This is a genomic window from Hyphomonas johnsonii MHS-2, from assembly GCF_000685275.1.
GTDB lineage: Bacteria > Pseudomonadota > Alphaproteobacteria > Caulobacterales > Hyphomonadaceae > Hyphomonas > Hyphomonas johnsonii.
In genome coordinates this window covers 387,163-399,482 of record NZ_ARYK01000001.1, presented here as the reverse complement: position 1 = coordinate 399,482, position 12,320 = coordinate 387,163, and the positions used below count along the sequence as shown (strand labels likewise).

Here is a 12,320-nt window from a genome sequence, read left to right as displayed (position 1 = left end):
ATGAAGTACCAGCTTCCGGATCAGGTAAAAACTGGAAGCGATGCTCCCGGCTTCGCGCGCGGCCCTGATCGCCAGTATCTCGAGATTTCACTCATGATCGTATCGGGCGATCCGGCAAGAACTGACGAAATGACCATGCAGGTCCGACGGAAAAGCGGGCTGGCCGCATGGAAGGTGCCCAACGTCCACAATGCATCGGCAGGCACGTCATCTGCCGATACGCCCTGAGGATAAGACACAACCGACAGGATGATCCCGGCATTCATCCTGAACCATGGGCGCAAGTCAGATTTTCGTTCGCACATCTCAATGCCAATGCACTCGCAAACGTAACGCCTACTGACGTTTGAACAAGTGAAGGCGGCCTAGTCCGCCTGCCCCATCCACCCGTTTTCCCGAAGTATTTCGAGCGCGGGTTGAAGCTGCTCCCGGTAGCGCACCCAACGGCCCTTCGATGACGTGTACATCGGTTGACGCACCTGAGCGACACTGGCCGTCGCCACTGGTGCGGCATTGCCGTGAAAATCGAGACATGCCTGTTCAAAGGCAAGCCCACTGAACGTCAGAAGGCGCCTTGTTTCCGCACCCGGATTCTCCACCAGGTTCTCGTAATCAATGACCATGAAGCGCGATTTCGGCAATGTCTCGACATACGTCGAGATGAGTTGATGAAACGCCACAACATGATTGGCCAGGCTTTCCAGGTGATACGCATAGCGAAAATGCGTGGCGCTTGGCGCAAACAGCTGGCGATAGATGCTCAGCACACTGTCTGCGGGGTGGCGCCGCAAACAGATCACGCGGGCCGTCGGAATCGCGGCCAGAATTGCGGGAGCAAAAAACGCGTTGATCGGCATCTTGTCGGTAAAGCGTTGGGGCCCGTCCAAAATCGCTCTTACACTCTCAAGATACCTTTCCCCGACGGCTGAAAGGTCAATCTGTGCGGCCCTGGAAATGACATCAGCGTCAAGAATGTCCCGACTGGCTTCCCCTGTGCCGCGATGCAGGCAGGCTCCGAACTCGGTCCGCTCCCCAGCGGAAATGATCTCGGAATGGCTGGAAATGATGCGGTCTACCAGGGTAGTTCCGCTTCGGGGCAAACCGACGATGAAGATCGGTCCGTCCGCAGGCGTATCCGGATCCTGTTCCAGGGCATGGGCGAGTGTTTTCGCGGCGTCGAAGCTTGCCCTGTCCTGCACCTGTTGGTCCGGCACAAGCTGGCGGATCAGGGCCTTGCCTCTATCGAGCCAGATCATCACTGATTCCGGGTCAGCGAGATCCTCATGAACTTTTGCAATGGCGTGGGCGAGTTGCAGGCCGCCTTCTGCATCATCGGGATGGCGCTTCTCCCACGCCTCCTGAAGCAGTGGAAGGTCATTATGCTCCGGCGTATGCTGTGTCAGCAGGGTCAGGTGCACGCGGGCCGGCGTATACGCGGGCGCAATCCGCAAGGCACTTCGGTAAGCCTCTTTCGCTCCATTGAAGTCCCCCATGAACTGGAGCGACGAGCCAAGATTGAAGAAGCTGAGAGCATCATTGGGCGAGGCTTGCGTCGCCTTGCGGTGAAAAACCACAGCCTCTTCATGGCGATCAAGTCGGCTCAGCGTCGCGCCGATTGAAGCAAGCGTATAATTGTCCACCGGGTTCAGCCGTTTCGCAGCATCAATCCGCGCCAGCGCCTGTTTCGGCATGTTCAGGTGGGCGAAACAGCGAGCAGCCTGGACATGGGGCCCAGGCTCCGGGTGTCCCTTCTGGACTGCGACCTCGAACAATTTGAGGGCCCGCTCAAAATCGCCATGCTCGTAGGAGATGATACCGAGCACATAAAAGGCATCCGCGCAGTCCGGATCCTGTTCGACCATTGCCCGGCAAAGCGCATGGGCCTCACGATAGCGTTTTCCGCCGAGCAACCGCCGCGCTTCATGAAGCGGCGAAAACCTTGCAGGCTGGCCTGAACGCGCGGCCCCGGAATTCGGATTATCAATCGTCATGTAAGCGCTCTATGCCGTTCACCGTCTGCCATCGTCAACGACACATGTTGTTACCGGCCGCACACCCATACGTGGACTACAAACCGTGCGAGACGTCGAGACCGTTCGATCCTCTCGCGTTCTCAGAACTCGTAGCGGCTTGGAGACACGCCAAACGCGCGCTGGAACATGGCGCAGAACGCACTTGCGCTTTCGTAGCCGACATCAAGTGCGGCCGTTGTGACATTCGAGCCGGTCGACAACAATGACAAGGCTTCAAGCAGGCGGACTTGCTGGCGCCAGAGTGCGACGCCCATGCCGGTCTCGCGCTTGAATGCACGCGTAAAGCTGCGGCGGCTCATCCCGGCCAGGTCAGCCCATTTGTCGATGTCGCGCTGATCGGATGGATGGTCGATTATCTCGCGGCAAACGCGCACCAGTCGCGGGTCAGTTGGCATCGGTGCCGCGTAGGGCACCTTGGGTGATGCCAGTAACTCGCTCAGCAACAGGCTGACAATCTGGCCTTCCCTGCCCTCGAGATCATAGCTGGAACTGAAAGCGGTCACTTCCAGGATCAGTGCCTTCAGCAAGGTGCCAACTTCCACGATGTGACAGTCAGGATCATCGCGCTCATACTTCGGGTCGATATAGAGCGTGCGGAGTGACACAGGCCCCCGGCAGGAAACCTCATGGCGCACCAGGCTGGGAATCCACACGGCCCGCTGGGGCGGGATCACGAAGCTGGTCTGATCCGTCACGACCGACATCACGCCAGCAGATGCATACAGCAACTGGATACGTTCGTGCGAATGGGCGCTGTCAACGAAACCGGCGGGGTACTCGTCGGCCAGGGCAACGACCGGACGTTCGTTCAGGTCAAGATCGAGAGTTCGTTTCATCCTGTCCTCCCCGGAAAGTGTGCCTTTCCCCTAGCGATGCCAGTATCGGGTACTGTGACAAGATGATGAAGGATTTTGTGGCCCGATCAAGCAAAATAATACCCGAATTCGGCGCAACAGGCCAATATTCGGTCAGCCTGTGCCCAAATCCTTGTCAGAATCCGCCGACGAGGCACTACCGCGCGTAGGACAGACTGACACCGAAAGACGTACCGGTATTGCGCCATGCAGTGACGCCATTGGCGCCGATCGTGTCCGCAAAGCTGTCTTCGTCTGCGGCTTCAGCTCGTAACTGGAACCCCAACGCCACCTCATCCGTGAGCATGCGGACAGCGCCGGTTTCCACCCCCGTATAGGAGCGGCTGGCAGATCCATCTCCGGGCGTGACAAAGCCAACGCGCCCCAAAACGTACCACGACCAGGCATCCCGTTCCCATTGCGGGCCGCCAAACACCTCCAGCCCCCAGTCATCTGTGTGGGTATCACGAAAAGCCGCCATCCCGGGCGCGAACGGCAAGTCCAGAGAGATGGAGGCAGCAAGTTCCAGACTGCTTGCCTCTTGCTCTCCGGGATAGGTCAGCCAGTTCGCTGACACATCGACAACATAGCCCTGCCCTTCCCGGATCGCGCCAACCGAATAGTCGGTCTCATTGTCGAAAGCGGCCCGGTCCGGGCCAACCGGCAGCAGGCGATAGACCGTCGCGTACAAAAGCAGGTCCCCCGCCGCCGCTTCGGCACCCGCGAAAAACTCCGCCGTATGGCCCCCTATCTGCTCACCGCGATCAAGCAGTGCCGACGACGTGGCAGCGTCGAAGAAGAAGCGTTTGCTCTCGGCATCAGCGGCAAAGGGAAGGCAGGTGATCGCGGTCGTTGCCGCAATGATTGCACGCATGATGGCTGGTCCTTGTCTCGATTGCGATTTCAGGGCCGGGACGAATGTACCGCCGGTATCTCTTCAAGCGTCTCGTCGTCATACAGCCGCCCGTTCTTCATCACGGAGTGAATGGCCAGCGTATGGCTGATGTCATCGAGTGGATTCTCATCCAGCACAACGAGGTCCGCGAGTTTTCCCGGAATAAGGCTGCCGAGCGCCTGGTCCCGGCCGATCGTCCTGGCATTGCCCATCGTGGCGGCCCACAGCACTTCAGCCGGCGTCCATCCACCCTCCACATAGGCCTGCATTTCCCAATGCGTTCCGAAACCGGGAATATTGCCATGCGCGCCGAGACCAACGACGCCACCTGCACGAAACATGTCGGCAGAACTCTTCGCCACGAGGGGATAAAGATAGTCCTCTGGCGCATCCGCCGTCACGTCCCGGAAGCGGGATTCACGAAACCAGGCCGGCGCAAAATTGGCATACTTGGCATCCGAGAGCGGGTCCGTTCGGGCAATATAAACCTTGTCCGCCGGAAGGCCGCCATGGGTGATCATCAGTGTCAGTGTGTTGCTGGTCTCGCTCTGTGCGAAAAACTCCGTGAGATCCCGGTAGTGGACGACCGGCGCCATGGCATGTTCGACACCCGAATAGCCATCAATGATCAGGGTCAGGCCCAGTTTGAAGGAAAGCGGGCCTTCCGTCGTGACGGTCAGGCCCAGTTCGTCCGCCACCTCGGACACCCATTGCCGGACGCGGCGATTGCCTGACAGGTACTGTTTCAGGTTGGAGAGTCGGTAATGATCGCGATAGCGACTCAAGACCGAACGTACCTGGTCCCGGCTCCGGAAATCATTGAAATTGAACACGGCGGTGCCCGTCGTGAACAGGCGCGACCCGATGACCTCACCAGACTCGACCAAGTCTTCATAGGCCAGCATGTCGACCGTCAGGGATGACGGGTCGAACAAGGTGGTCACACCATAGGCCAGGCCGGTGCGCAGGCCCCACACATCTGTATCCAGCACATCGCGGCGAATGTCGGCAACATGGTAATGCGCATCGATCAGACCCGGGATGATGTACTTGCCATTGACGTCCACGGTGGGCACATCGGGGCCGGCACCTGTCTCGCCGGCTTTCGTGATCGAAACGATACGATTGTCCCGAACCAGGATATCTGTATTGGCGAGTACTTTTCCGGGGTCATTGCGGTCGGTCATGGGGATGACGCTGCCCCCCCGCAGAAGCAAGTCACCGACGGGTGCATCGCGAGGCACCTCGACCATAACGGAATATCGGGCGGCCGCGGATTCGTTCCTGCCACGCTCGAATGCAACGTCGTCCAGCGGCAACCGGTAATAGGTCGCGCCGTCAGCCCAGTGAATCGATTGCCCATCAGCACTCCATCCGAAATAGTCAGCACCAACCTCTGTCAACTGAACGTGGGTGGCCGAGGGTGCAGAAAGGTCGAACGGCTCATCCCGCCCTTCGTCAAGCTTGTAGAGATGCAGCTGCTGGGTAATCTGGGCCAACGCCCACCGGCCATCGGGTGAGACCCGCAGGTCATCCGCGTCGGCGGCCTCCGACGCAAAATACCAGTTCGGACCGACCGCCTCAGTCACATCCGTTTGCACACTATCGACAAGCGAGATCGCCTTGACGCCCTCGTCAGTATTGACCAGCACTTCGTCAGGACGTCCACGGAAATGCGGCGTGCCACCGATACGGCCCGACATGAGGACACTTGTTTCGGCGCCATCGAGCGGCACATGAAGCAAGTCGGCGTCTCGCAACTGGCCGTACTCCATGTATGTCTCGCGACGCACCTGAGCAGGCGAACGGATAACCAGCAACGCATCACCGGCGGGCGTGAACACCGGGTGGGTGTAAAACGCGGGTGGCAGATCCAGTTTCCTTGTCGTCTTGCCATCTGCAGACGTGATCCAGACAGCACCGCCGTCCGCGTTGGTCCAGCTGACCGAGGCGATCCAGTCACCATCGGCTGACCATGCGGGATGGTAGCCTGTGACCGAACCTGAAGTCAGTCGTCGCGGCTTGCCGCCCAATGTCAGGTTCTGAATGTAAATGTGACCCAGCGCCGAGAACGCAACTTGCTTTCCATCAGGCGATTCCGAAGGCGCCTGGATCAGGCGCGCGATAACCGGCCCGTCTTCGATGATTGCCTGATGCCGGGCAAGCGTCCCAAGCCCTTGATCAATTGTTGCGGTGAACGGGATTGCCTGGATGTCACCGGTCTCGACCGAAATCGCCTGGACATGCCCCTCTCGGTTGACAATGAGATGTGCGCTGTCCGGCGTGAAATCGTAGCGTGGAATCGCATCGTGCCACAGTGATGCTTCAAGCGAGTCCGGGTCCAGGTCTGCAAGCCACCGGACATCGCCCGTGGCAAGCTCAAGCACATTCAGCCTGGTCTTGCCTTGGCGCCGCTCTGCGAACGCCAGATAGCGGCCGTCCGGCGAAGCCGCAGGACGAAACCGCGGCACGACATGATCGCCTTCGCTGTCCGTTGGAAGGATCGCCGTTTCTTCGCCGGTCGCCGTGTCCCTGCGAATGATTTCCCAGGCGGACAATTCCTCGAACGAAGGGGATGCCCCGGACAGGGATGCCAGGAATATCGACGCGCCATCGGCCGCAAATGCGGCACCAAGTGAACTCATGTGGGTCGCGTCGTCTGTATCAGTCGAACGGACGACCTCCCCCATATCCCCGGGAACGGCTTTGAACCGCCAGAGTTCATAGGCATTCCGACCAGCCCAGTACCGGCTGACAAGAATGGACTGTCCGTCAGGCGCCCATTCCGGCGACACGAAGGTCGGGTCATCGTCGTAATAGGATATCTGGCGCAGATTCGTTCCGTCTGCATCCATAAGCCAGATGTTTTCCGCACCGGATCGGTCGCTGAGAAACAGGATGCTTGAACCATCGGGCGAAAAGACGGGCTGCGTATCCAGCGCCATGCCCGATGTGATGGGCTCAGCCACCCCGCCTGCGATCGGCAGCCGGTAAAGGTCGCCCAGCATATCGAATATGATGCTGGCCCCATCGGGCGCGACGTCGAGTGCCAACGCCGTGCCTTCCGTTGTCTCGAACCGTATCCGGCGTGCAGGTTCCATCGGCAACGTCTGGCCCGTTTTCGCGACGGGCACAGGCGGACGGCCGGACACGCCGTCGGTATAGGCCTTTGAGACGACAACCTGACGAACCGGAACATCTTCGGTGACTTGCCCTTGCACGCAAGCGCACAGCACCCCGAGAAAGGCGACCGCCGCCAGGCTTGCGAGACGCGTGTTGCCCTTCCGGCGCTCCCCGAACCTGGTAATCAGCATTCTTCCACACACTCCGGCAGGGATCAGAACTTCCGCGTCACCGTTGCGAGAATCTGCTGCCCGGCACCATAGGTACAGCCAGCAGGTCCGGAACACCGTGCCACATACTGTTCGTCGAACAGGTTGGAGGCGTTCAGGGCAAAGCGCCAGTCGAGGGTGTCATAGCGGATGATGGCGTCGAACAATGTCGATTCCTCACCGGTATAGACAACGGGATTGAACGGCCCGGGCAACGCCCCCTGGCTTTCACTCGTGTAACGCACACCCGCCCCGAAACCGAAGCCCGAAAGCGGACCGTCCTGAACCGTGTAGTCGATGAACAGAGACGCCTTGTTTTCCGGCGTGACGGGCAGTGGAGCGCCCACTTCCGCTGGTGTCGAACTCGCGGTCACTTCGCTGTCAGTGTAGCTGTATGCCGCATTGATCGAAAGCGTGTCATTGATCCGGCTGACCAGTTCGAGTTCAAGACCGTTGACCTCGACCTCGCCGGTCTGTGTACCAAACACGGGCGTCACAGACGGCGCTGTGCTGACAATATTGGTCTGGGTGATCTGGTAAATGGCACCGGTCAGAAGGAGTTCGTAGCCGTCCGGCAATCCGCGCGCATCATACTTTACGCCCGCTTCGATTTGTTCGCCTTCGCTGGGGTCGAACTCGTTGCCGGTGATGGAATCAGAGCCGAGAACCGGCTCGAACGACGTCGCGTAGCTGATGTAGGGGGCAATACCGCTATCGAAGATGTAGTTCGCACCCGCGCGATAAGTGAACTTCTGCTGGTCCGTGCTTTCATTCGTCGTGTTGTTCTCGATGGTCACCCAGTCCTGGCGGCCACTGATGGTGAAGAACAGTTTGCCAAGACCGATATGGTCCTGGACGTAGAGACCGGTCTGTTCGAGGGTCTGGTTGTTGAACGAGAATGGATAACCGGGCTCCAGCGTCGCCTGCGGCGCATAGACTGGATCGAACAGGTCGATCCGGTTCGCGAAAATGAACCCGTAGTCCGCCTTGTTCTCGACATTCCGGTAATCAACGCCCGCAATGATCTGGTGAGTCACCGCGCCTGCATCGAGGCTGATGTCGAAACGGTTGTCACTCGCGAAGCTGTCAACGTGCTCGGCATAGGAGAAATTGTACTGCTGAACGGTCCGGTAATCGTCCGGAACACCATCGAAATCGTCATCGACCAGGCCGCCGCCACCATAAATGCTGGTTGGCGTCTCTTCGTCATAGCTGCTCAATTTCGAATTCGAAATGAACGAGACGGTATCGGTCAACTTGTGTGAAAATTCGTAGCCGTAAGCCCATTGCTCGCGCTCGAACCGGTTGTTCGGGTCGCCGACATTGGTTGCCGGGTCAATTTTGCCGAACGGGTTGGGAAGCAGCGTCCCGTACACCGGCAGGAAACCGTTCGTGTCACCATCGACATGGTCAAGCTGGTAATAGGCAAGCCCCGTGAGTTTCGTGTCCGGCGTGATGTCCCAGGTGATTGCCGGCGCAAACAGCGTGCGGTCCGCCGAGACGAGATCGCGCTCGGCTTCGCGGTCACGGTAAAGACCGGTCAGCGAGTAGCTGACGGAATCGCTCAGCGGTCCAGTGACGGTGCCCGCAATCTGCTTGTAGTCATCAGACCCGTACTTCGCCTGGATTTCGCCGCTGAACTCATTTTCCGGACGACGCGATGTCTGGTTGTAGAGGCCGCCCGGAGGCGCGCTGCCGTAGAGCGCTGAAGCGGGGCCCTTCAGGACATCAAAGGATTCGAAGGCGTAAAGGTCTACGCCAACGCTGTAGATTGATGTCGAGACAGGTGCTGCCAGGCCGTCAATGTATTGCTTCGGTGTGAAGCCGCGCACAGTGACGAAGTCAAACCGCAGGTCGGGGCCATAGTTCTCACCGAAGACGCCGGATGTATACCGCACGGCCTGTTGGGCATCCACGAAGCTGAGCAGATCAATCTGGTCGCGCGTGATGATCGACACCGATTGCGGTGTCTCGATCAGCGGAATGTCGGCCTTGTTCGCCGATGCACCGTCTCGCGGCACGTAGTCCGGCGCAATCACGATGATCGTATCCTGGATGCTGACGGCGTCTTCTTCACCATCCTGCGCCATTGCGACCGGCGCAAGAACCGTCAGAACGGCCGCGGCACCCAGAAGCGCCCCCTTGCTGAAAACCTGTTGCGCTGTGCTGCGATACTTATGCGTCATGACTGCACCCCTATGCTTCACAGTCCGCCTGATGCGAACACCTTGTTCTCGTACCATCTGCTGTCGCGTTTGTATTTCGGCTTTGGGTCGGGAACTGTCCCTTTTCGGCCAAACTTGCTCTGGAGTCATGCAGGCCTGACGCCGCAGGACCCGATAGCGTCAATATTAGGCCCGCCTCGATGTGGCCGATGCCCGTCATTCCCTCTATCGTGAGAACCAGACCATGCGGGTGCGAGGCGAAGGATGGCGGGCACGAACACGAAAAACACCTGGCTGTTCCTGCATCGCTGGTTCGGCATCCTGACGGCGGCATTCCTGGTGATTGCGGCCGTGACCGGCTGCCTGCTGACCGCACGCGATTCGCTTGATCGCTGGGTGAATGCCGACCTGTTCGCCTATAACGGCGCCGCCTCGGCCCGTCTTGCAACAATCGACGCAGTGAACCGGTACGAATTGGCGCATCCCGACATCCAGGTGACGGGGTTTCCGCTGAACACGGCTCCTGACGAGAATATTCCCATTTCGATCACCCCGAAGCCTGGCATGGATGGTGGCGAACAGGATCAGGTGTTCCTGGACCCTGCCACCGGCGCAGTTGTGGGCACGCGCAGCACGCACCCGGGCTGGAGCGGGTGCCAGATCGTCCCGCTTCTCGCAGAACTTCATTTCAATCTTCTGGCCGGAGATGCCGGACGGGTTTTCATGGGCTTCATCGCGCTCGGCTGGATGCTCAGCAGCGGTGTCGGCCTCTACCTGACGCTTCCGCGAAAGCGCCCATTCTTCAAGAACTGGTGGCCCGCATGGACCTATAGCCCGAAGCGCTCCTTCGCGCGGCAACTGCTGGACATCCATCGCTCCAGTGCCCTGTGGCTGTTCCCGTTCCTGTTCATCCTCGCCTTCACGTCCGTTGCCCTGAACTTCTTCGGCGAGGTCTACTCTCCCATCGCGACCACCATTTCTCCCCTCGAGAGAACACTGTTCGATCAAGAGGCGCCCTTTCCAGAAGGCACGATACCGGACCTGGCATATGCCGATGGTTTCGCTCTGGCTTCTGAGCAAGCTGCCCAAAGCGGAATTTCATGGCACCCCGCAACGATGCTCTACTATCCCAACTGGAACCTTTACGGCACCACGTTCACCGACAATGGTCACCTGAACTACAAGAACCTCGGACCGATCTATTACTATTTCGACGCAACAAACGGTGCCTTTGTCCACGAGGTTAATCCCTACACGGATAGCGCGGGACTGGTAATGATCCGGATTCTCTACCCGACACATAGTGGTGAATTTGCCGGCGGCCTCAGTGTCTTTTTCATCTTCGTCCTCGGCCTCGCGACGACCGAGCAGTGCATCACGGGAATCTGGGTTTGGTGGAAAAAACGCAAACCCCGTATTGCCGCAAAGAAACTCTCCAGGACCTGATCGCACCTCGCGATCCTTGCAACATGACGTCCCAATCCAGGAATCTTGACCATGACCGATGACACGCGCATCACCTCTCTTCACCGGCCTGGTGCAATCGATCCGGAAATCCTGACATTCGTGGAGAAGACGTCGGCCGAATTCGCGGCGCTTTCGGGTGGCCAGCCGGTCTCGATCACACGGCGGCGGGAGATTGCAGAAGCGGTTCGCGAACCCTGGGTGCGCGGCGGGCCCGAGATGGCCCACACGCAGACGCTGGCCCTGGGGCAAGACGGATTGCGGGTGCGCATCCATATTCCGAAGGCGGGGGCAGGCAACGGAACGCTGTTCTACCTGCATGGCGGCGGATGGGTGATGTTCAGTATTGATACGCATGACCGGTTGATGCGGGAGTATGCCGAGCGCACAGGCTGCGCCGTGATCGGCCTGGACTATTCCCTGTCGCCCGAACACCGGTTCCCCCGCGCACTCGACGATATCGATTCCTGCATGGCCTGGTTGCGTGCCGAAGGCAGCGGGCTGGGACTCAATACCGGCAAGATCATCCTCGGCGGCGACTCGGCGGGCGGCAATCTCTCGCTTGCGACGGCGTTACGAAAGCGCGACCGGGGTGAGGCCCTCCCGGCGGGGGTGCTCCTCAACTATGCGGCACTCGATACCGATGCCCGGCCTTCCTACGACCTCTACGACGGCGACCCCTACATGCTGGGCCGCGACGAGATGAAAGCCTTCTGGCTCGATTACCTCGGCACGGCCCAGACCACGGACCCGTATGCGAGACCGTTGCTTGCAAACCTGGAAGGCCTGCCGCCCGTCCACCTGTGCATAGCGGAGTGCGACATCCTTGCGGACGAGAATCGCGAACTTGAATCACGCCTGACAGCTGCGGGAGTGGAAGTGTCTGCCATCGAATATGCCGGCGCAACGCACAGCTTCCTCGAAGCGGTTGGCATTTCCGCCTGCGCGGATCGCGCGATGAACGACGCGGCAACGTGGATGGCCGGGATACTCGCAAGATGACATCCCCCTACGAAGCCGTTTCAAATGAATCGATCGCGCGTTTCATCGCCGAAAATCCGATGGCATGGATTGTCCCGGCCGCCGACCCGTCTGCCGCGTTCCTGATGCCACTGCTGCTGGAAGTGGACGCCAACGGATCTCCCACAACGTTCCTTGGCCACCTGCCCCGCTCGGCACCTGCGACCAGCCGATTGCTGGAACAGCCAGACGCGGTGGTGCTGTTCCTCGGCCCCAACGCCTATATCCAGCCCTCCTGGATCAGCAAGCCGGGCTGGGCACCAACCTGGAACTTCGTTTCGCTGAAGGCCGCCGGCACCATCAACATGGATTCGTCCCTGTCAGCCGAAGCCGTCACCCGTCTTGTTGACCATATGGAAGGCATGACCGCTTCGGGCTGGACCGTCGACAAGATCGGACCACGCTTCGATGACCTGCTGAAGCACATCATGGGGTTCCGCATACGGATCGATACGCTGACTCCCCGATTCAAGGTGGGACAGGACGAGAGCCCGCAAAGCCAGCGGGAGATCAGGTCAGCCCTTGCCGGTCATCCACTCGTGAAGTGGATGGACTGA

9 protein-coding genes are annotated in these 12,320 nt (G+C 59.5%); 4 read left to right on the top strand and 5 right to left on the bottom strand.

Translation table 11 applies throughout. The features are described 5' to 3' along the window. Positions 1–228, top strand: coding sequence for a hypothetical protein (locus tag HJO_RS02025; RefSeq protein WP_035613016.1), 228 nt, complete (start codon positions 1–3; stop codon positions 226–228). Between the two features lie 137 nt (positions 229–365). Here the strand turns inward: HJO_RS02025 and HJO_RS02020 are convergent, their stop codons facing one another. From HJO_RS02020 to HJO_RS02000, 5 genes are all read right to left on the bottom strand, one after another. Further along, positions 366–1,991, bottom strand: coding sequence for a tetratricopeptide repeat-containing sulfotransferase family protein (locus tag HJO_RS02020; RefSeq protein WP_051617988.1), 1,626 nt, complete (start codon positions 1,989–1,991; stop codon positions 366–368). A gap of 122 nt (positions 1,992–2,113) precedes the next feature. Continuing rightward, entirely contained in the window at positions 2,114–2,869 is a 756-nt protein-coding gene (locus tag HJO_RS02015) for an AraC family transcriptional regulator (RefSeq protein ID WP_035613014.1), read from the bottom strand. Positions 2,870–3,044: 175 nt separating this feature from the next. Beyond that, the gene (locus HJO_RS02010) at positions 3,045–3,761 is read right to left on the bottom strand and encodes a hypothetical protein (protein WP_035613012.1); all 717 of its coding nucleotides are present in this window, start codon (positions 3,759–3,761) and stop codon (positions 3,045–3,047) included. Positions 3,762–3,790: 29 nt separating this feature from the next. Next, positions 3,791–7,096 (bottom strand): amidohydrolase family protein, encoded by a 3,306-nt coding sequence (locus HJO_RS02005; protein WP_051617987.1) that lies wholly within the window; start codon positions 7,094–7,096, stop codon positions 3,791–3,793. A gap of 23 nt (positions 7,097–7,119) precedes the next feature. After that, positions 7,120–9,300: a TonB-dependent siderophore receptor gene (locus HJO_RS02000; protein ID WP_035613010.1), complete on the bottom strand. Its 2,181-nt coding sequence runs from the start codon at positions 9,298–9,300 to the stop codon at positions 7,120–7,122. A gap of 243 nt (positions 9,301–9,543) precedes the next feature. Between HJO_RS02000 and HJO_RS01995 the strand changes: the two genes are divergently transcribed. The 3 genes from HJO_RS01995 to HJO_RS01985 are packed head-to-tail and all read left to right on the top strand — an operon-like array spanning position 9,544 to position 12,320. Then, positions 9,544–10,725, top strand: coding sequence for a PepSY-associated TM helix domain-containing protein (locus tag HJO_RS01995; protein WP_051617985.1), 1,182 nt, complete (start codon positions 9,544–9,546; stop codon positions 10,723–10,725). Between the two features lie 51 nt (positions 10,726–10,776). Then, on the top strand, positions 10,777–11,745 hold the full coding sequence (locus HJO_RS01990; RefSeq protein ID WP_051617983.1) for an alpha/beta hydrolase: 969 nt from the start codon (positions 10,777–10,779) through the stop codon (positions 11,743–11,745). Beyond that, positions 11,742–12,320 carry an FMN-binding negative transcriptional regulator gene (locus tag HJO_RS01985; RefSeq protein ID WP_035613008.1) on the top strand — a complete coding sequence of 193 codons (579 nt, stop codon included), beginning with the start codon at positions 11,742–11,744 and terminating at the stop codon, positions 12,318–12,320. The genes HJO_RS01990 and HJO_RS01985 overlap by 4 nt, the downstream gene beginning before the upstream one ends.